The 20,714-nt window shown below is 63.9% G+C and carries 17 protein-coding genes; 6 read left to right on the forward strand and 11 right to left on the reverse strand.

Going from position 1 to position 20,714, the window contains the following annotated elements; all coding sequences use genetic code 11:
* Positions 1 to 113 precede the first annotated feature (113 nt).
* The 4 genes from ACOOE2_RS08350 to ACOOE2_RS08365 are packed head-to-tail and all read right to left on the reverse strand — an operon-like array spanning position 114 to position 5,282.
* Positions 114 to 1,202: an LLM class flavin-dependent oxidoreductase gene (locus tag ACOOE2_RS08350; RefSeq protein ID WP_420382552.1), complete on the reverse strand. Its 1,089-nt coding sequence runs from the start codon at positions 1,200 to 1,202 to the stop codon at positions 114 to 116.
* Positions 1,199 to 2,113 (reverse strand): aldo/keto reductase, encoded by a 915-nt coding sequence (locus ACOOE2_RS08355; protein WP_420382553.1) that lies wholly within the window; start codon positions 2,111 to 2,113, stop codon positions 1,199 to 1,201. The genes ACOOE2_RS08350 and ACOOE2_RS08355 overlap by 4 nt, the downstream gene beginning before the upstream one ends.
* A gap of 2 nt (positions 2,114 to 2,115) precedes the next feature.
* Positions 2,116 to 3,138, reverse strand: a complete 1,023-nt coding sequence (locus tag ACOOE2_RS08360; protein WP_420382554.1) for a LacI family DNA-binding transcriptional regulator — start codon at positions 3,136 to 3,138, stop codon at positions 2,116 to 2,118.
* The gene (locus ACOOE2_RS08365; protein WP_420382555.1) at positions 3,135 to 5,282 is read right to left on the reverse strand and encodes an alpha-glucosidase; all 2,148 of its coding nucleotides are present in this window, start codon (positions 5,280 to 5,282) and stop codon (positions 3,135 to 3,137) included. The genes ACOOE2_RS08360 and ACOOE2_RS08365 overlap by 4 nt, the downstream gene beginning before the upstream one ends.
* 427 nt (positions 5,283 to 5,709) lie before the next feature.
* Here ACOOE2_RS08365 and ACOOE2_RS08370 point away from each other — a divergent pair, with 427 nt between their 5' ends.
* Positions 5,710 to 8,118 (forward strand): TonB-dependent receptor, encoded by a 2,409-nt coding sequence (locus tag ACOOE2_RS08370; RefSeq protein WP_420382556.1) that lies wholly within the window; start codon positions 5,710 to 5,712, stop codon positions 8,116 to 8,118.
* A gap of 52 nt (positions 8,119 to 8,170) precedes the next feature.
* On the opposite strand, the gene ACOOE2_RS08375 is transcribed toward ACOOE2_RS08370, so the two are convergent.
* From ACOOE2_RS08375 to miaA, 5 genes are all read right to left on the reverse strand, one after another.
* Positions 8,171 to 9,394 (reverse strand): MFS transporter, encoded by a 1,224-nt coding sequence (locus ACOOE2_RS08375; RefSeq protein ID WP_420382557.1) that lies wholly within the window; start codon positions 9,392 to 9,394, stop codon positions 8,171 to 8,173.
* Between the two features lie 327 nt (positions 9,395 to 9,721).
* On the reverse strand, positions 9,722 to 10,741 hold the full coding sequence (gene ilvC, locus ACOOE2_RS08380; protein WP_420382558.1) for a ketol-acid reductoisomerase: 1,020 nt from the start codon (positions 10,739 to 10,741) through the stop codon (positions 9,722 to 9,724).
* A gap of 46 nt (positions 10,742 to 10,787) precedes the next feature.
* Positions 10,788 to 11,306 (reverse strand): acetolactate synthase small subunit, encoded by a 519-nt coding sequence (gene ilvN / locus ACOOE2_RS08385; protein ID WP_420382559.1) that lies wholly within the window; start codon positions 11,304 to 11,306, stop codon positions 10,788 to 10,790.
* A gap of 13 nt (positions 11,307 to 11,319) precedes the next feature.
* Entirely contained in the window at positions 11,320 to 13,068 is a 1,749-nt protein-coding gene (ilvB, locus tag ACOOE2_RS08390) for a biosynthetic-type acetolactate synthase large subunit (RefSeq protein ID WP_420382560.1), read from the reverse strand.
* Between the two features lie 159 nt (positions 13,069 to 13,227).
* The gene (gene miaA / locus ACOOE2_RS08395) at positions 13,228 to 14,187 is read right to left on the reverse strand and encodes a tRNA (adenosine(37)-N6)-dimethylallyltransferase MiaA (protein ID WP_420382561.1); all 960 of its coding nucleotides are present in this window, start codon (positions 14,185 to 14,187) and stop codon (positions 13,228 to 13,230) included.
* Between miaA and serB the strand changes: the two genes are divergently transcribed.
* Both serB and ACOOE2_RS08405 read left to right on the forward strand, forming a co-directional pair.
* Positions 14,180 to 15,061 (forward strand): phosphoserine phosphatase SerB, encoded by an 882-nt coding sequence (gene serB / locus ACOOE2_RS08400; protein ID WP_420382562.1) that lies wholly within the window; start codon positions 14,180 to 14,182, stop codon positions 15,059 to 15,061. The two genes, miaA and serB, sit on opposite strands and share 8 nt — an antisense overlap.
* A gap of 57 nt (positions 15,062 to 15,118) precedes the next feature.
* On the forward strand, positions 15,119 to 15,904 hold the full coding sequence (locus ACOOE2_RS08405; protein WP_420382563.1) for a Coq4 family protein: 786 nt from the start codon (positions 15,119 to 15,121) through the stop codon (positions 15,902 to 15,904).
* Between the two features lie 186 nt (positions 15,905 to 16,090).
* On the opposite strand, the gene purL is transcribed toward ACOOE2_RS08405, so the two are convergent.
* Positions 16,091 to 18,289 (reverse strand): phosphoribosylformylglycinamidine synthase subunit PurL, encoded by a 2,199-nt coding sequence (gene purL, locus ACOOE2_RS08410; protein ID WP_420382564.1) that lies wholly within the window; start codon positions 18,287 to 18,289, stop codon positions 16,091 to 16,093.
* A gap of 93 nt (positions 18,290 to 18,382) precedes the next feature.
* On the reverse strand, positions 18,383 to 18,781 hold the full coding sequence (locus ACOOE2_RS08415; protein WP_420382565.1) for a DUF2177 family protein: 399 nt from the start codon (positions 18,779 to 18,781) through the stop codon (positions 18,383 to 18,385).
* Between the two features lie 90 nt (positions 18,782 to 18,871).
* On the opposite strand from ACOOE2_RS08415, the gene ACOOE2_RS08420 reads away from it, so the two are divergent.
* The 3 genes from ACOOE2_RS08420 to coaD are packed head-to-tail and all read left to right on the forward strand — an operon-like array spanning position 18,872 to position 20,597.
* Positions 18,872 to 19,123 carry an exodeoxyribonuclease VII small subunit gene (locus ACOOE2_RS08420; RefSeq protein ID WP_420382566.1) on the forward strand — a complete coding sequence of 84 codons (252 nt, stop codon included), beginning with the start codon at positions 18,872 to 18,874 and terminating at the stop codon, positions 19,121 to 19,123.
* 5 nt (positions 19,124 to 19,128) lie between these two features.
* Entirely contained in the window at positions 19,129 to 20,049 is a 921-nt protein-coding gene (locus ACOOE2_RS08425; RefSeq protein WP_420382567.1) for a polyprenyl synthetase family protein, read from the forward strand.
* A gap of 26 nt (positions 20,050 to 20,075) precedes the next feature.
* Entirely contained in the window at positions 20,076 to 20,597 is a 522-nt protein-coding gene (gene coaD / locus ACOOE2_RS08430) for a pantetheine-phosphate adenylyltransferase (protein ID WP_420382568.1), read from the forward strand.
* Positions 20,598 to 20,714 lie beyond the last annotated feature (117 nt).

Raw genomic sequence — 20,714 nt, forward strand, 5'->3', positions numbered from 1 at the left:
CGCAGCTCGCATAGTTGCACCTTGAGCGGGTGCGTCATCGCGAAGGTTGCTCCATGAGGCACCGCCCCTCCACCACCCTGTGGGCGGTCCCCCTCCCCGTGCCGGGGAGGATTTTAAAACGTCAGCGGCCCGTGGTGGATATGCGGCAGGACATGCCGCGCGAACAGGTCGGCTTCCTGCGCGTGGGGGTATCCCGACAGGATGAACGCCTCGATTCCTTCGGCCTGGTATGCGCGCAATTTGGCCAGCACCTGGTCGGGATTGCCGACGATCGCCGCGCCGCAGCCCGATCGCGCGCGGCCGATGCCGGTCCACAAGTTGTCCTCGACGAACCCGTCGCCACCAGCGGCTCCGCGCAATTCCGCCTGGCGCTGCACGCCGAAATTGTTCGCATCGAGCGATTGCTGGCGGATCGCCGCGCCGGCGGCATCGTCGAGTTTCGACAGCAGGCGGTCGGCATAGGCGCGCGCCTCGTCCTCGGTCTCACGCACGACCACATGCACGCGGTAGCCGAAGCGCAAAGTGCGCCCATAGGTGGCTGCGCGCGCGGTCATGTCGGCGATGATCTCGCGCACATTGGGCATCGTGTCGGGCCACATCAGATAGACATCGGCGCCTTGTGCCGCGCAATCACGCGCATCGGGGCTCAGCCCGCCGAAATAGAACGCGGGCGCGCGCCCCGAAATCGTCGTCACGCGCGGCGGTTCGAGCTTCAGCTGGTAGAATTCGCCCTCGTGATCGAGCGCCTGGCCATTCAGCAGCGTGCGCACGATGGTCATCACCTCGGTCGCACGCGCATAGCGCGCCGCCGAGGCGATCTTTTCGCCGGGCATTTCCGACGAGATGATGTTCACGTTCAGCCGCCCGCCGGTGCCCGCCGCATCGGGCCCGAGGATGCGATCGAGCGTCGCGATCCGGCGCGCCAGTTGCGGCGGCCAGTCTTCGCCGATGCGTGTCGCCCACAGCAGTTTCATCCGCCGCACTTGCGTGGCGACGGCGGCGGCAAACGCCGTGGTATCGAGCCCCAGGCTATAGCCCGACGGCAGCAGGATGTTGTCGAACCCGCCTTCTTCGGCGCGCATCACGATATTGCGGCAATGCTCCCAGCTCGATTTCAGCTGTGCATCGGGCACGCCCAGGAATTCGTAGTCATCGTCGCACAGCGCGGAAAACCAGGCGATTTCGCATTCCTGTCCGGTCATGGCAGTTTCACTCCGCGTGCGGCGACGAGCACCGCGTACCAGTCGGTCCGGCTCCACTGCACCGCGCCCGCGGCGGCGCCTTCGGCGACGCGCGCAGGGTTTTGTGATCCGATAATCGGCACGATGCCGGCGGGATGCGCCATCAGCCAGCTATAGGCGGCGACGCTGCGGCTGATGCCGCGCGGAGTGGCCACCGCATCGAGTGCAGCGGCGACCGCGATGCCGCGCGGCGTTTTGGGATCGAGCAATTGCCCGCCGCCCAGCGGCGACCACGCCATCGGGGTCAGGCCAAGCATCATCGCCTGATCGAGCTCGCCGTTTTCGAAGCTATCGATGCGCAGCGGGCTGATCTCGGGCTGCGTCGTCACCAGCTTGTGGTCGAGGAAATGGTTGAGCGCGGCGACTTGCGGCATCGTGAAATTCGATACGCCAAGCGCGCGCACCTTGCCCGCCATCACCGCGTTGTCGAGCGCGCGCGCGACTTCGTGCGGATGCGCCAGGATGTCGGGGCGATGGATCTGCCACAGGTCGACCGCATCGGTCTGCAGCCGTTTGAGCGAGGCGTCGATCGCCTTGGCCAGGTAATGCGGGCTCTGGTCATAGGGCGAGGGCGGGGCGATGCCGCCCTTGGTCGCCAGCACCATGCGGCCGCGCAACGCAGGCTCTGCGTGCAGCACTTCGCCCAGCAGCGCTTCGGCATCGCCGAACCCGCCGGTGCCGTCGAACCCGTAGATATCGGCGGTGTCGAACAGCGTGATCCCGGCGTCGAGCGCAGTATGGATCAACTTCGACGCATCGGCTGCAGTGGCGCCGTCATCGGCAAGGCGCCACATGCCCCAGGCGATCGGCGAGATTGCGAGGCCCGATGATCCAAGCTGACGGTAGGCTGGCGCTATTGGCAAAAGGCTCATGACTATATCCCGGAGTTCTTGAGAGGAGCAGGCGGCGCGACGGAAGCGCGTTCGACCAGGGTGTGGGGCAGGCGGCGATGGTTGATATCGCCGCCGGCAATGAGGATTTCGGTCGCGGTGCGCGCCAGATCGGCCATCGGCTGATGGATCGTGGTCAGCGCCGGCCAGACGGTGCGCGCCAACGTGGTATCGTCGAACCCTGCGACCGACAATTGCTCGGGCAGGATGAGCCCGCGCCCGTGCGCAACCGCCAGCACGCCGGCGGCCATGTCGTCATTCGCGGCAAAGATCGCGGTCGGCGCATTGTGCAGATCGAGCAGCAAGGCGCCCGCGGCCATCCCGCTTTCGAAATCGAACGCGCCCGGCATGACCAGCTGCGGCTCGAACGCGATGCCGGCACGATCGAGCGCGCGGCGATACCCGAACAGCCGGTCGTCGCTGGCCATGTGGTTGGGATGCCCCTTGATGAACCCGATGCGGCGATGGCCCAGGTTGATCAGATGCGTGGTCATATCGTCGGCGGCCTGCGCATCGTCCATGAACACCGACGAGGTCAGCGCATGGTTGGTACCCGGCGAAATCCGCACGAACGGGATATCGAGCGCATCGAGCGCGCGCAGAACCGGCACGCAGTCCGTCACCGGCGACGACAGCACGATGCCATCGACATGCGTTTCGCTGACCAGCCCGCGCACCTGTTCGCCGACATCGGGGTCGGTCACATCGACCGGCTGGCCCAGCAGGCGGATGCCGTTGGCCTTGCAGCATTCCCAGCATCCGGTCTGGATCTGGAACATGTAATAGGGGCTGTGGTTGTCATAGATCAGCGCGATCTGGTTCGATTTCGATCCCGAGAGGATGCGCGCGGCGACGCTCGGGCGGAATTCGAGCTCCGCCATCGCGCGCTCGACCTTTTCGCGCATCGGCGCGCTGACGTAGGGGTGGCCGTTGAGCACGCGGCTGACGGTTTTTACCGCAACGCCGGCGAGCGCGGCGACGTCGCGGATGTTGGAACGATCGGTCATTGTGGAACTTTCACACGAGCGTCCAGATCGCGCAACCAAAGCCCCTCTCCTTCAGGGGAGGGGTTGGGGTGGGGCCTCTCGGTTACGTTCGACGCGTCATGCGGGCTCGGCGAGTGGGGAGAGGCCCCACCCCCAGCCCCTCCCCCGAAGGAGAGGGGGGCAAGAAGGGACGCGAACAGGTCGGCAAACGCGCTGTCGGGGCGGTAGAATACAGGCGGCTGGCCGATCGGTGCCGGCACCGTGTGCGAGCCGGGCTGATAATCGGTTCCCGACCAGAGATGGCGCCATGGTCGTTCGCCGGGGAGGACCACGTCGCGCGCCGTCGCGCCCTGCTCGATCACCGGCGCAACCAGCAGATCGGCGCCGTACAGAAACGCATCCTGGATCGGGTAGAGCGCCTTGTCATCGGGATAATGCACGAACAGCGGGCGCTGTGCGGGCAGGCCGGTCGCCACCGCTTCGGCACACAGCGCACGGGTATATGGCGCCAGCGCCGCATGCACCCGGCTCCAGTGCGCAAAACACGCCAGCAGTTCGGGCGTGCTGTCGTATTGCAGATTATCATCGGGCCGATTGCCCTCGTGGCTGCGCATCACCGGCGCGAAGGCCGCCAGTTCGCACCAGCGCTGCATCAGCTCGATCGTACGCACATTGCCGTGGAGCGACGTATAGCCGCCGCAATCCGAATGGCTGAACGTATTGCCGACCAGGCCCGCCGACAGCGCGGCGGTGATCACCGTGCCGATGCCGTCGTGGCGGGTAAAATCGACCGACTGGTCGCCCGCCCACAACAGCGGGCAATGCTGCGACACGCCCGAAAACCCCGCGCGCATGAAAAACAGTGTGTCGCCCTGCGCCCCGCGCAAGGCCAGCGCGCGGTCGTTGACTTGCGCCCACAGCACCGGCCAGGCGTTGTGCGCGGCCATCGCGTCGATCCCGCTGTGCAGGCGCACATCGACAGGCAGGTATTCGCCGAAATCGGCCATCCATCCCGCAATGCCGATGTCGAGCATTTCGCGCCCGAGCACGCGATCGGCAAACCATTCGCAGGTTTCCGGGCGGGTGAAATCGACCACCCCGCAATCGAATTCGCCGAAATCGACGTGATACGGCGCGTCGCTATCCTGGCGCAGGCACAAATGGCCGCCGGCCAGAGCCTCGCCGTATTGGGTGCCGTCGATCGCCAGGTAGGGATTGGCATACGCCAGGAAACGGATGCCGCGCGCGTTCAACGCGCGGATGCGGCCGGGCAGGTCGGGATAGCGGGTGCGGCTCCACGTCCAGTCCCAGAACAGTCGGCGGCCAAAGCTGGTTTCACGCACACCCGCCCAGTCTTCGCACCACAGCCCGGAAATCGCGGCGCCTGCCTCGATGAACGTGTCGAGGCGGGTAAAGCTGTCCAGCCCCTGCTTGAGCCCGAGAATCGCGCCGCCGATCGCCCATTCGGGCAACGCGCGCGGGCGGCCGAAATATGTCGACAGCTGTCCGATCAGGTCTCGCGGCCCGCCGGCGGCAAACAGCACGATCTGCGCAGTATTGTCCCACACTTCGATCGTGTGGCGTGACGGATCGGTGAAATCGAGCACGCTGTAGCATGTCGTCGTGCAATGCACCGCCAGCCAGCGCGAGGTCAGGAAGGTCGGCTGCGGATAATTGGTGTTCCAGTAATCGCCGCCCGCCATGCCGTCTGCGTCCATCGTCTGCGTCAGCGCGGTGGTCTTGTCACGGCCCACGCCGGGCTCGCTGGTCCACATCGGATAACGCCGTCCGTTCAGCGCAAAATGGCTCATCTGTTCGCCGCCGCCCCACACGGTTTCGTGCGTATCGGCATAAAGATGCAGCCACAGGCGGTCATGCGCCGCGTCGCTGGCGGTCACGGCCAGGCCCTTGGCGGTCATGGCGACGCGGGCGATTTCGGTTCCGCCATTGCTCATCACGATCGTATCGCCATCGCGGCGCCAGTCGGTCGGCGTGATCAGGTCATACGGTGCGTCACCGATACGAAAGTTGCCGCGCACCATCGTCACATCGGGTTTCCCGCGCGCGAATGTCAGCGCCGGACACGCCTCGCTGTGGCGCAGCACGACGCGGTCGCCGAACGCAAGTTCGAATCCTGCACCAGTTGCTGAAAACGCGAGTTCCATCCTGCATCCCAAATGACCGTGCGCAGCACTGTTTTGCGGTTCACGGGCAGGTTTGTCGATCCTGCCGGCATATTTGCGCTGTCGTTATGACACCGGTTGACATATCGAGCGCCGAACGGCAAATCAACCATCAATCGCAACCCCGCCGCCAGGCCGGGGCAAGCGCCAGGGCAGCCGATAGACTGCTGATGGATTGGGAGAAATGTCATGAAATCAAGCTCCAATACCCTTATGACTCCGCCCCCGGGCGCGATGGTACATTGGCAACGCGCAACCATCGCGCTGCGCCCGGTCGCGGCATTGATGTCGGGCGCTTACTCTACAAATTAAGTTGACATATCGCGTGGCCGTCGTCAGTTCGCTGACGCCAGCCCACCGCAAGACCAAGCGAACGGCCGAAAATGCCGCGTTCACAGGGGAGATCGACATGAAATCAAAGTATTCCGCGCTATTGTCCGCATCGCTGGTGGCGATCGCCGGCATGCCAGCCGTGGCACAAACCGCGCCCGCCGCGGCTGTGACACCGGTGGTCGATGATTCAGCGCCTGCAGAAATCATCGTGACCGCGCAAAAACGCGCTGAGCCGCTGCAGAAAGTCCCCGTCGCGATCACCGTCGTATCGGGCGATGCGATGCAGCGCCTGTCGACCAGCAATATCGAGGACACGCAGAAACTCGTGCCCGCGCTGACTTTCGTCAAAGGCGATACCAGCCTCAATTCGGCGCTGTTCCTGCGCGGCCTGGGCACCGTCAGCTTTTCGATCGCGGCCGAACCCAGCGTGACCAGCGTGCTCGATGGTGTCGTGCTGGCGCGCGCGGGCGAAAGCTTTGGCGACCTCTATGATATCGACCGCGTCGAAGTGCTGCGCGGCCCCCAGGGCACGCTGTTCGGCAAGAACGCATCGGCTGGCGTGATCAACATCGTGACGAAGGAACCGGGCAAGACGCTCGGCGGGTACATGGATGTCGAGGCGTTCACTGGCGGCGAATACAAGGTGAAGGCCAGCATCAGCGGCCCGATCAGCGACAACTGGCGCGCCGGCGTCACCGCGTTCTACAGCGATTACAAAGGCAACATCTGGGATACGACGACGCGGAGCAAGATCAATGGCTACAAGCACTACGGCGTGCGTGGCCAGGTGATCGGCGATGTCGGAAACCTGCATATCAAGGCGATCGCCGACTATCGCAAATCGGATGACGACTGCTGCGCTTTCGTCATTGGCGGGCTGAACAACACCAGCACGGGTACCACCGCTGCAAACCGCGCGATCGAAAGCATCCTTGCCCCAGCCCGCTATGGCGCAACACGGCAGAGCATCCAGAGCCTGCCCAACCATACCAACGAGGAAACCTATGGCGGATCGGTCCAGGCCGACCTGGCGCTCGGTGGCCACACGCTGACCTCGATCACGTCGTTCCGCCAGTGGAACAACGAGGAAATTCGCGATGGCGACTGGGTCGACCAGGTCTATCGCCAGATCCCGCTGATTCATGACGATGGTCCCGAACGGTCGCACACCTTTACCCAGGAACTGCGCCTGACGTCGCCCACCGGCGGGTTTGTCGATTACGTCATCGGCGCGTTCTATTATCAGGCGGTCGCCGCGCGCACCTATACGCGCACCGATACCTATTGCACCGCGACAACCGCTGCCACGCTGCCCAACGGACTGACTCCGTGCCCGCCCGCGCAATCGACGTTCGTCAATCCGCAGGGGGTCGGCGTGTTCGGATCGACGTTCTACAACGCGGCGGCCTATGGCCAGGCGACGTGGCATTTCGCCCCGACCTTCCGATTGGTGACGGGGCTGCGTTATACGCATGACAAAGTCACCGCGTACGACACGCGCACCGACAATTTTACCGGTACCAAATATCCGGGTCTGGCAAACGCTCCGGGTGGCATCGGTGCCGATTTCGATGCCAATGTTGCAGCCTCGAACAACACCACCGGCGCCGGCTTCAACGGCACGCCGTGGCGTGGTTCGGCCAGCGCAGACAATGTCTCGGGCAAGGCCGCGCTGGAATACGACCTGGCGCCGCACAACATGATTTACGCCAGCTATGCGCGCGGGTACAAAGGTCCGGCGTTCAACGTGTTCTTCAACATGCAGGCGTTCAACACCGCGCCGATTTCGCCCGAGACATCGAACGCGTTCGAAGGCGGCATCAAGAACAGCTTTGCCAATGGCCGCGTGATCTTCAACGTCGACGGGTTCTACACCAAGGTCTACAATTATCAGGCCAACTACCCGACCACCGTCAACGGCACAGTCACGACGACGATCATCAACGCGGGCAAAGTCTCCACACGCGGCGCCGAAGCCGAACTGCTGCTCCGCCCGACGCGCAATTTCACGATCAACGCAGGCTACAGCTATACCGATGCGCGGGTCGATCAGTTCCTGGAGCCGCCGGCAGCGCAGCAGATAAACTACATCAACCCCGGCACGCCGCTGGCTTTTGCGCCGAAGAACAAGGGCAATCTGGGCGCGACGTACACCGCCGAATTTGCCGGACTGCCGTTCGGGATCGAATTCAACGGTCTGGCGTCATACACCAGCAAGCAGATCTCGACGCTGGCCGCGACCAACACGGCGGACCAGATCGCAGCGTACAATGCGCAGATCATTGCCGGGTACGCACAAGTCGATGCCAGCATCGCTGCGGTTGATTTGGGCAAGCATTACCGGGTGTCGTTCCTGGTCAAAAACCTGTTCAACAACCACTACGCCTCGACGATCGGCACCGGCGGGCCGGGCGGATCGTACATCTACCAGATCCCGCGCGATTCCGACCGCTACTTCGGCGCAACGGTGCGTTACAACTTCTGATCTGTCTGGCGTGAATGAACCGGGGGCCGGTGCCAAGCACCGGCCCCCTTTTTTATGCTTCGGCGGCCACCAGCCGCGGCATGACCAGCGAAATCCAGGCCAGCGCCATCAGATAGGCGAGACCGCAGTAGACAAACATCGGCGTGTATCCGAGCCCGGTGTGCAGCGCATATCCTGCCAGTTCGATCACTGCCAGACCCGCCAGATTGCCCGCAACCGCGCCCAGCGCGATCACGCTGGCGATGTGGCCGGCCGGAACGATGTCGGTCGCCATGCCGAAAATGCTGGTCGAAAACCCCTGGTGCGCAAACAGCCCGAGCCCGATCAGCAGCGCGGCGATCCACGGATTGGGCGCCAGCAGCGCCAGCGGCATCGCCAGGACGATCAGGGCAAACACCAGCATCAGCAGCTTGCGCGCCCGGTTGATGTCCATGCCGCTGCGCAGCAACCGGGGGTAGAGATACCCCGCTGTCAGCGCGCCGGTCGCGGCCAGTGCAAACACGATCGCGATCGGCTGGCCCAGCCGCGCCTGGTTCATGCCGTACACCCGGTAAAAAAAGTCAGGCATCCAGAACAGGACGAACCACCACACGCCGTCGGTAAAGAACTTTGCGCCGATCACGGCCCAGGTGCTGCGTTCGCCCAGCATGTGGCGCCAGGCGACCGGTGCGCGGCGGACAGCAGGTCCGACCGGATCGAGGTTGCGCGTGCCGATCACCCAGGCCAGCACCCACACCAGACCAAGCCCGCCCGTCACGAAAAACGCCGCTTTCCAGCCGAACGCGACCGCAAACGGGGGGATAATCAGCGGGGTCAGGATCGCGCCGATGTTGGGTGCGGTGTTGATCACACCCAGTGCGTGGTTGCGCTGCGTCGGTGTCATGTACAGCGTCGCCGCCTTGACCCCGGCAGGCGTGCTGACGGTTTCGCCGATGCCCAGGATTACACGTGCACCGACAAATTGCGTGACTGTACTGGCCACCGCATGCGCCATCCCGGCCAGGCTCCACACCAGCACCGCCAGCCCATAGCTGATCCGCACGCCCAGCCGGTCGATGAACCAGCCGACGAAGATAAGCGCGCTGGCGGCGGCAAGCTGGAACGCTGCGCCCAGATTGGCGTAATCGCCATCGGACCAGTGGAATGCGGCCTGTAGCGTCGGTTTCAGCAGCGCGACGACCTGGCGATCGACATAGTTCAACGCGTTGCCGGCGAACAGCAGCACGATCAGGCCGGTGGCCATTGCAGAAGATACGGGCCTGCGCGCGGTGGTCATTCTTATTCTCTCCCCGGGGCAACGCTATACCGGGTCAGCACGACTTGCAAAAGCCCAATATGACACCGTCGGACAAGCACGGTAAAAATCCTCCCCGACACGGGGAGGGGGACCGCCCGCAGGGTGGTGGAGGGGCTTCTCCGGATTGCGCAACGTCGGGAAATCGCGCCGTGTGGCCAAGCGTTGATGTGCGTCACGGTGAGGGCGTCCACCCATCCGCGACGCCCCTCCACCACCCTGCGGGCGGTCCCCCTCCCCGTTTCGGGGAGGATAAAAAAAAGGGGCCCCGCGCGAACGCGGAGCCCCTTTTTGAGACGTCCAGTAAAATCAGTTCTTCGTCTGATCCACCAGCTTGTTCGCACCGATCCACGGCATCATCGCGCGAAGGGCCGCACCGGTCTGTTCGATCGGGTGCGCGGCGGCGGCCTTGCGCGCGGCTTTCAGCTCGGGCTGGCCAGCGCGGTTGTCGAGCACGAAGTTCTTCACGAAACGGCCCGCCTGGATGTCGGCGAGCACGCGCTTCATTTCGGCCTTGGTGTCCGAGGTGATGATGCGCGGGCCGGTGGTGATGTCGCCGTATTCTGCGGTGTTCGAGATCGAATAGCGCATGTTGGCGATACCGCCTTCATAGATCAGGTCGACGATCAGCTTCACTTCGTGCAGGCATTCGAAATAGGCCATTTCGGGCGCATAGCCCGCTTCGACCAGCGTTTCGAATCCGGCCTGGATCAGGTGGGTCAGACCGCCGCACAACACGGCCTGCTCGCCGAACAGATCGGTTTCGCACTCTTCGCGGAAATTGGTTTCGATGATGCCCGAGCGGCCGCCGCCGACGCCCGACGCATAGGCCAGCGCCACGTCATGTGCATTGCCGGTGGCATCCTGCGCGACCGCGATCAGGCACGGCACGCCGCCGCCGCGGACATATTCGCTGCGCACGGTATGGCCCGGGCCCTTGGGCGCGATCATGATCACGTCGATGTCGGTGCGCGGCTCGATCAGGCCGAAATGCACGTTCAGCCCGTGGGCAAACGCCATTGCGGTGCCGGGGCGCAGATTGGCGTGCAGGTCTTCGGCATAGATCGCGGCCTGGTGCTCGTCGGGCGCCAGGATCATCAAAATGTCGGCCCAGGCAGCGGCTTCGGCATTGGGCATGACCTTGAAACCGGCAGCTTCGGCCTTCTTAGCGCTGGCGGAGCCGGGACGCAGCGCGATCGCGACATCCTTGATGCCCGAATCGCGCAGGTTCTGCGCGTGGGCGTGGCCCTGGCTGCCATAGCCGAGCACGGCGATCTTCTTGTCGATGATCAGGTTGAGATCGGCGTCGGCGTCGTAATAGACCTTCATGTCGGTTCCGTTTCCAATGAATGCTGTGAGTGAATATGCGAAATTGTCAGGCGGCTTCCTTGCCGCGCACCATGCCGACGACGCCCGAGCGGCTGACTTCGACGAGGCCGAGTTCCTTCATCAGCGCGACGAACGTGTTGATCTTGTCGGGCGCGCCGGTCAGTTCGAAGACGAAGCTCGACGTCGTGGTGTCGACCACCTTGGCGCGAAAGATATCCGCCACGCGCAGCGCTTCGACCCGGTCGTTGCCCATGCCGGCCACCTTGATCAGCGCCAGTTCGCGTTCGACATAAGGGCCCACTTCGGTCAGATCGACGACCTTGTGCACCGGCACCAGCCGTTCGAGCTGCGCGCGGATCTGGTCGATCACCGAGGGCGGGCCCTGGGTGACGATCGTGATCCGGCTCACTTCGTGGGTTTCGGTGATGTCTGCCACGGTTAGGCTGTCGATGTTGTACCCGCGCGCAGTGAACAGGCCCGCGATCTTGGCGAGAATGCCGGCTTCGTTGTCGACAGTGATGGTCAGGACGTGACGCTCTGAAACTTCGGCAATTTGCGTAGTCATGCGTATGTCTTTCTCAGACCAGCGCCCGGGCGCTGTCATCCGTGATCGGAACGACATCGTCACCGTACAGGATCATGTCGGTATGCGCTGCGCCCGATGGAATCATCGGGAAGCAGTTTGCGTCCTTCACCACCACGCAATCGACAAACACCGGGCCGTCATGATCGATCATCGCCTGGATGCCCGCATCGAGTTCATCCATCGAGGTGATGCGGATGCCCTTCCAGCCATAGGCTTCGGCCAGCTTCACGAAATCGGGCAGGCTGTCCGAATACGAATTCGAATAGCGGCTTTCATACGTCAGTTCCTGCCACTGGCGGACCATGCCCATCCATTCGTTGTTCAGCACGAACACCTTTACCGGCAGGCGGTACTGGCTGGCGGTGCCCATTTCCTGGATGTTCATCTGGATCGAGGCGTCGCCGGCGATGTCGATCACCAGCGCATCGGGCAGGCCGACTTGCGCGCCGATCGCGGCGGGCAGGCCATAGCCCATCGTGCCGAGGCCGCCTGAGGTCAGCCATTTGTTGGGCGCGTCGAAATGAAAATACTGCGCCGCCCACATCTGATGCTGGCCGACTTCGGTGCTGATGACCGGCGCGCGATGCTTTGTCAGCTCGTACAGCCGCTCGACCGCCTTTTGCGGCATGATGTCGCCACCGCGCGAGGGATAGGCCAGGCTGTTGCGTGCGCGCCAGCCGTCGATCTGCGCGGTCCAGCCGCGCAAGTCGGCCCGTTCGTGCCCGGCGGCGCGCCAGGCCGCGATCATCTGGTCGATCACGATGGCGCAATCGCCGACGATGCCCAGATCCACCGGCACGATCTTGTTGATCGAGGCGCGATCGATATCGACGTGGATCTTCAGGCTGTTCGGCGAAAACGCATCGAGCCGCCCGGTCACGCGATCATCGAACCGCGCGCCCAGCGCGATGATCAGGTCGGCGCGGTTCATCGCCATATTGGCTTCATACGTGCCATGCATGCCGAGCATGCCCAGCCATGCCCGGTCCTGCGGCGGAAACGCGCCCAGGCCCATCAGCGTGGATGTCACCGGCGCGCCGGTCATCGCCTGCAATTCGCGCAAGGCCCGCGTGGCTTCGGGCCCGGCGTTGATGATCCCGCCGCCGGTGTAGAACACCGGGCGCTCGGCAACCGCGATCATCGCGACCGCGCGTTCGATATCCGCGTGCGGGGCCGTCGTCTGCGGCGCATAGCGGCTGCGGCGTTCGGGCAGCCTGCCGGTCCATGCAGCGGTGGCGATCTGCACATCCTTGGGAATGTCGATCACGACCGGGCCGGGGCGGCCGGCGGTGGCAATATGAAAGGCCTCGTCGACGACGCTCGCCAGATCTGCGGTATTTTTCACCAAGTAGTTGTGCTTGGTGCAATGGCGGGTCAGGCCGACGGTATCTGCCTCCTGAAACGCGTCGGTGCCGATCAGGCCGGTGGGGACCTGGCCGGTGATCACGATCAACGGAATCGAATCCATGAACGCATCGGCAATCCCGGTGACGGCATTGGTCGCGCCGGGGCCGGAGGTGACAAGCACGACGCCCGGCTTGCCCGTAGCGCGCGCATAGCCCTCGGCCGCATGCGCCGCACCGGCTTCGTGCCGGACGAGGATGTGACGGATGCGATTGTCGCCAAACAGCGCGTCATAGATCGGCAGCACCGAACCGCCCGGATAGCCGAACACGAATTCGACTCCCTTTGCGACCAGGCTTTCGACCAGGATTTCGGCGCCGCTGCGCTCGGTGTTCACGGGTGTATTCCTCGGTTTGGCGGAAGTGCGGGCCAATAGACCCGTCCGCCGCTCAAAAACAGTGCAAATGCGCACATCAGCGAAAAAGCGTAGCCCGGCCACGAACACGGCCAAGCGACTGCTGGCCTGCTATGGGATACATTCTATCATGTCAACCGGCTAAAGTTGAAATAATGATGCGAGGTTATGGTTCTCGATGTAACTTTCGGTCGCGAGCCGGGGCCAGCTCGCAGGCATCTGGTTGCGCAGCCAGGTGTACTGGCGTTTGGCGTAATTGCGCGTGGCCTGCGCTCCTGCGGCAATCGCGTCGTCTTCGGCCATATCGCCGTTCAGCACAGCCGCGACTTCGCGCACGCCGATCGCGCGCATCACCGGCAGATCGGGATCGAGCCCGCGCGCCAGCAAGGCGCGCACTTCATCGACCGCACCGCGCTGCCACATCGCGCCAAACCGCCGGTCGCACCGGTCATACAGCCAGGCGCGTTCAGGCATCAGCACGACCGCAGACACATCGACCTGGTCGCCGATCCCGCCGCTGCGCTGCGCATGCCAGTGCGCCATCGGCATCCCGGTCGACCGTACGACTTCGAGCGCGCGCGCGACGCGCGTGGTATCGGCGGGCGCCAGCGCGGCCGCGCGGGCTGGGTCTTCGCGCAACAGCGCGGCATAGGCATCGCCAACGGGCAGGGCGCGGACGCTTTCGCGGATTGCGGGATCGATCGGCGGGATGGGGGCAATGCCGTCGCACAAGGTACGGATATACAGGCCGGTGCCGCCAACCAAGATCGGCAGCGCGCCCGCGCGGTGTGCCGCGTCGATTTCTGCGCGCGCGGCAAGCGCCCAGTCGGCTGCGGAACAGCTATGCGCGCCGTCCCACGCGCCGAACAGGCGATGCGGGATGCCCTGCATTTCGTCCACCGTCGGCCGCGCGCTCAACACCGAAAGGTCGGCATAGACTTGCGCACTGTCGGCGTTGATCACGACAGCGGGGGAGGCCGCGCGCGCAAGACGAACGGCAAGATCGCTCTTGCCGCTGGCGGTCGGCCCTGCGATGAGCGCGAGCCTTGCTCGCGATCCAGTGGGCGATGCATGTTGATTTGGGGAATTGCCGGTGCTCATCGTTCGCCTGATAGCAGACACCGAAACACTTGGAGACCGGCTTGCGGTCGCGATGGCAGAAATCGAGGAGACCGGCGCCGAAGTCGTCGGCGCGGGGATGCTCGAGACCAATCCCGATGTGCTCGAACTCGAAGTCGAGGACAGCGATGCGATCACGCTGCGCCGCGTGATCGAGGCGCATTTCGGCGATGCCGACCTGTTGATAGCGCAGGCGCCGATCGCGCTGCCCGGCCTGTTTGTGTCGGACATGGATTCGACGATGATCGGGCAGGAATGCATCGACGAACTGGCCGATTTTGCCGGGCTCAAACCGCAGATCGCTGCGATCACCGAACGCGCAATGCGCGGCGAGATGGATTTCGGCGCGGCGTTGCGCGAGCGTGTGGCGTTGCTGAAGGGTCTGCCCGAAGTTGTGATCAAACAATGCCTCGATGAGCGTATCCGCCCGATGGCGGGCGCAGCGACCCTGGTGCGGACGCTGAAAGCGCATGGCGCGCATTGCGTGCTGGTGACTGGCGGCTTTCATGCCTTTGCCGATCCGGTGGCGCAAATGCTCGGGTTCGACCGGGTCGTGGGCAACCATCTGGCCGTCGCCGATGGCGTACTGACCGGCGAAGTCAGCGGCGCAATCGTCGATGGCGGGGTCAAGCGCGCGGTGCTGGCCGAGGAAACGGCACGGTTGAGCGGCGCGTCGAGCCTTGCCACCGGTGATGGTGCCAATGATATTCCGATGCTGATCGCGGCGACGTGCGGCATTGCGTTTCACGCCAAGCCCAAAGCGCGCGAAGCCGCCGACGGCCGTGTCGATCAAGGCGATCTTACTGCAATTCTTGACCTTTATGGCATTCCGCGAGAAGCTTGGGTCATGTCTTGACGCACTATTTACATTGATGTAAATAAGAGTGCGACCCTACGAGAGTGAACTCGCGCCATGATCACCACGTTTTCTTCCGACCTGCCGATCTGGGACCCGCGCCGCAAAGTGCTGAAAACACGCCCGCGCAAGGCGTGGAACCATTTTCGCGAACTGCTGAAGGACAAGGAGCGCACCGACCAGGTGTTCTTCATTTTCGAAGCGCTGCCATGGCGCGGCGCGCGTGCAGCGGGCATGCGCTATCTCGCAAGCGCCAAAGGGCGGGCCAATGTTGCGCGCGAGCCTTACCTGCCGCCGATCCTGGACGATCATGAGGCGCTGCGCCGGATGCCGGCGGGTTCGCTGGCGCATGCCTATTGCGATTTCATGGAGCGCGAAGGGCTGAGCGCGCAGGGCCTCGTCGACGAATTCGGCAAGTTTGCCAAAGGCAAGCCGAAATTCGAGGACCAGTTCTCGTGGTATCTGCACCGGATGCGCGATTGCCACGACCTGCTCCACATCCTGACCGGCTATGGCCGCGATTCGCTGGGCGAGGCCTGCGTCCTGGCGTTTACGTACAGCCAGCAGCCAAGCCCGGGCCATCTGTTCATTGGCTATATGGCCGGTCTGAACATGAAGAAGACCATCAAGAGCGACGCCCCGGTGCTGCGCGCGATACGCGAAGGCCAGCGGTTGGGCAAAGCGTGTCCGCGCCTGATCGAACAGTCGATCACCGAACTGCTGCCGCTGCCGCTGGAGGAAGTGCGCCGCCGGCTGAACATCACCCTGCCGCAGCATTACCACCACGCGCACACGGTTTGGCGCGCGAAGGGTATCGACCCGTACGACCTGATGGCGGCGTAGCATCCTCCCCGTTGCGGGCTACGGCATTCATACAAGTCTTTTAACCATCTGTTTTTAAACAATATCCGCTCATCCTGAGCTTGTCGAAGGACGCGCGCGTCCTTCGACAAGCTCAGGATGAGCGAGGTTGCTTTTTTGGGCGCTCACGCGACTTGGGTGAATCCTGTAGCCGTCCCGGGGAAGGATTCAGGTTTCCATCCAATCGCGGAAAAACGCCTCGTTGCGCGTTTTCAGCGCTTCGATCGACACTGCAAAGCCCTGGCCTCTGACCGCACTGCCGCCGGTCGTGCCGATGCGCCGCGCGGTCACGCCCGGCGCCGACACTTTCGCGTCGGCAGCAGTGGTCACCACATACCGGCTCTGATCTTCGCCAAACGCGCTTGCCGCATCCATCGCATCATCGACCACGACACCGATCCCGCTCGCCATCGCCATTTCCGCCAGCGCAACCAGCACGCCGCCATCGGCCACATCGTGCACTGCGCTGACGCGCTCATCGGCGATCAGTTCGCGCACGAATTCGCCATTGCGGCGCTCGACCAGCAAATCGACCGCTGGCGGCGCGCCAGCCTCGGCACCCAGAATTTCGCGCAGATACAGCGACTGCCCCAGATGGCCGCCATCGGCCGCGCCGATCAGCCACACCGCCTCACCTTCGCGCTTGAAGCGGATCGTTGCCATCGTCGCATGATCGAGCATCAGCCCGACGCCGCCGATCGCCGGCGTCGGCAAAATCGCGCTGCCGCCGCCGGTGGCTTTCGATTCGTTGTACAGCGACACATTGCCCGACACGATCGGGTAATCGAGCGCGCGGCACGCATCGCCCATGCCGTTCAGCGCCTCGACGATCTGTGCCATGATCTCGGGGCGCTGCGGGTTGGCGAAATTCAGGCAATTGGTGATCGCCAGCGGCGTCGCGCCGACCGCGCACAGATTGCGCCAGGTTTCGGCAACGGCCTGCTTGCCGCCTTCGTACGGGTCGGCATAGCAATAGCGCGGGGTACAATCGGTGGTGATCGCCAGCGCCTTTTCGCTGTCGTGAATGCGCACGACCGCGGCATCCCCGCCCGATTTCTGCAAGGTATCCGCGCCGACCTGGCTGTCGTACTGTTCCCAGATCCAACGCCGGCTGGCCAGATCAGGACACCCGATCAGCGTCAGCAGATCGGCGCCCAGATCGGCGCTGGCTGGCATATCGGGCATAGCGGGCACTGCGGCCCACGCCTTGTAATCGGCAAGCGACAGATGCGGCCGGTCATACAGCGGTGCCTCGTCGGCGAGCGGATCGAGCGGAATGTCGCACACCACTTCGCCGTTCCATTCCAGCACCATGTGCCCGGTATCGGTCACTTCGCCGATCACGGCAAAATCAAGTTCCCACTTGCGGAAAATGGCTTCGGCCATCGGCTCCTTGCCGGGCTTGAGCACCATGAGCATGCGCTCCTGGCTTTCTGACAGCATCATTTCGTACGGTGTCATGCCGGTTTCGCGGCAGGGTACCTTGTTCATGTCCAGCCGGATCCCCGCGCCGCCCTTGCTGGCCATCTCGACCGAACTCGAGGTCAGGCCGGCCGCACCCATGTCCTGGATCGCGACGATCGCATCCGTCGCCATCAGTTCGAGGCAGGCCTCGATCAGCAGTTTTTCGGTGAACGGATCGCCGACTTGCACGGTCGGGCGTTTTTCATCGCTCTTGTCGTCGAAATCGGCGCTGGCCATCGTCGCGCCGTGGATACCGTCGCGCCCGGTCTTCGATCCGACATAGACGATCGAATTGCCAAGGCCCGTGGCCGCCGAATAGAAAATCTTGTCCTGCTGCGCGACGCCCACGGTCATCGCGTTGACCAGGATATTGCCGTCATAGGCCTTGTGGAAATTGGTTTCGCCGCCCACCGTCGGCACGCCGACGCAATTGCCATAGCCGCCGATGCCCGCGATCACGCCCTGGACCAGGTGCTTCATCTTGGGATGATCGGGCCGGCCAAAGCGCAACGCATTCATGTTGGCAATCGGCCGCGCGCCCATCGTGAACACATCGCGCAGGATGCCGCCAACGCCGGTCGCCGCGCCCTGATAAGGCTCGATATAGCTGGGGTGGTTGTGGCTCTCCATCTTGAAGATCGCGGCCTGGCCATCGCCGATATCGATCACGCCGGCATTTTCGCCCGGCCCGCAGATCACCCAGGGTGCTTCGGTCGGCAATTTCTTCAGATGCAGCCGGCTCGATTTGTACGAGCAATGCTCGGACCACATGACCGAAAAAATACCGAGCTCGACCATATTCGGCTCGCGCCCCAGCGCGTGCAGCACGCGGGCATATTCCGCGTCGGTAAAGCCGTGTGCGGCGACAGTTTCGGGCGTGATGGCGCTGGGTTGTGCTGACATGGCCGCGGCTCTAGACCAAGCAGGCGCAAAGTTGCACCCGGTTTTTTCAGGTGCAGGTGACGCGCGCGCCGGTCATCCGCACACCGCGATCATTTACGCGCTCCAGCGCCGTACCGCCATCGTCGCAACACTCGCCGCAACCGCCGTTGCAAAGCTGCCCCAGGCAATGTCGCACAGCGTCAGCGTGAGCGGCCAGCGTACCAGCGTCGCCTGGTTGGTCAGATCGTACGTCGCATAACACATGGCCCCGAGCAGTGCGCCATTCAGCGCCGCCGCGCCCACCCCGCCCGCAAGGCCCGGCCGCACCGCAAACCACACCATGCCCGCCAGGTACAGCGCATAGAACACGACCGCCGGCCCGCCGCGAAACTGCGGCGCGAGCAGGTTGCCCAGCATCGGGCGGTACAGCCGTGATCCCGCCCAACTCAGCCAGCAGGCATCGAGCCCGCCGAACACCAGCGCCGCAACGCCATAACCGATCAGCCATTTCATCTGCGTGTTCTTCCGTTATCTGGCACGGCGTGCAAATTGCCGGGGTGACAGGCTTGACCCTGACGACGCAGGCGGTCAATTGTCCCTTTGATGACAACGCACCCCGAAACCGCCGCTCTCTCGTTCGAAGACGCGCTCAAAGCTCTCGAAGATGTCGTCCGGCGTCTGGAAAGTGGCGAGGCACCGCTCGATGAATCGATCGAACTCTATGCCCGGGGCGATGCCCTGCGTGCGCATTGCCAGGCGCGGCTGAACGCGGCGCAAGCGCGAATCGAGGCGATCGTGACTGACCGCGATGGCGCGCCTGTCGGCACGCGGCCGTTCGACGACATGGCGTCCTGATCGCCATGACGCTGGAACTGGCGCCCGATCCCCAACCAGATCCCTTGCTGGCAGAGGCGCTCGCGCGCACGCAGCGCGAAGTCGACGCCTGTTTCGACAGGCTGCTGCCCGTGCCCGGCGATGCGCGCGACCAGCTGTACCTGGCGATGCGCTATGCCGCGATCGGCGGCGGCAAGCGGTTGCGGCCGCTGCTGGTGGCGGCGGTCGCGGCGCTGTTCGGGGTGGATCGCTCGGTTGCCGTTCGCGTGGGCTGCGCGATCGAGGCGATCCATGTCTATTCGCTGATCCATGACGACTTGCCGTGCATGGATGACGACGCGCTGCGCCACGGCAAGCCGACGCTGCATATCGAATACGATGAAGCGACTGCGGTACTGGCGGGCGATGCGCTGCATGCGCTGGCGTTCGACATCCTGGCCGACCAAACGCTGATCGGCGATCCCGGCATCCGCATCGAACTGGTGCGCACGCTGGCCATGGCGAGCGGCGCGGGCGGCATGGCCGGCGGGCAGATGATGGACATGGTCGCTGAAACGACATCGTTCGATCTGCCTACCGTCACGCGCCTGCAACAGCTCAAAACCGGCGCCTTGCTGAGCGCGGCGGTGGAAATGGGCGCGATCCTCGGACGGTTTTCGCCCGACGGCCGCACACATCTGCGCGGTTATGCGCGCGATATCGGCCTGGCGTTTCAGATCATCGACGATCTGCTCGACACCGAAGGCGACCAGCACGTCGCGGGCAAGACGCTGCGCAAGGATGAAGTTGCGGGCAAGCAGACGTTCGTGTCGCTGCTCGGCCCCGATCGCGCGCGTGCGCAGGCGCACATGCTGGTCGACCAGGCGATCGGCTATCTCGCTTCGCATGGCAAGGAAGCCGATCTGTTGCGCGCCATTGCCCGATATATCGTCGCGCGCGACCGCTGACCGCAGAAACATGAGGGGGTTTTTCCGTGGCTAGCCATAAAGAGCGCATCGGGGTCTATCCCGGCACATTCGATCCGATCACGCGCGGGCATCTCGATATCATCCGCCGCGGGGCAAAGCTGGTCGATCGCCTGATCATCGGCGTGACCACCAACATGTCGAAAAATCCGATGTTCACGCCCGAAGAACGCATCGCCATGGTCAAGCGCGAAGTCGCGATCGAGGGCATTGCCAATGTCGAAGTCACCGGGTTCAACGCGCTGCTGATGAAATTCGCCGAGAAGCAGGGCGCCAACATGATCGTGCGCGGCCTGCGCGCCGTCGCCGACTTCGAATACGAATACCAGATGGCCGGCATGAACCAGCAGATCAACAACCGCATCGAAACGGTGTTCCTGATGGCCGATGTCAGCCTGCAACCGATCGCGTCGAAACTGGTCAAGGAAATCGCGCTGTTCGGCGGCGACATCACGCATTTCGTGTCGCCGCTGGTGCGCGACGAAGTGGTTGCGCGGGTCGAGGCGCAGGGGCGTTTGGGGGATTATTAAAGGGCCTCCGGCGGGCAAGGGTTATCACCCTTGCATCCCGATACTGTCGTGAACCGTGCGTTATTCGCACAAGCTGCGCGCAAATCAGCGAGTAACGGGATCAAAGGGCAATAGCCC

The sequence above is a fragment of the Novosphingobium sp. genome (assembly GCF_965214355.1).
Lineage (GTDB): Bacteria > Pseudomonadota > Alphaproteobacteria > Sphingomonadales > Sphingomonadaceae > Novosphingobium.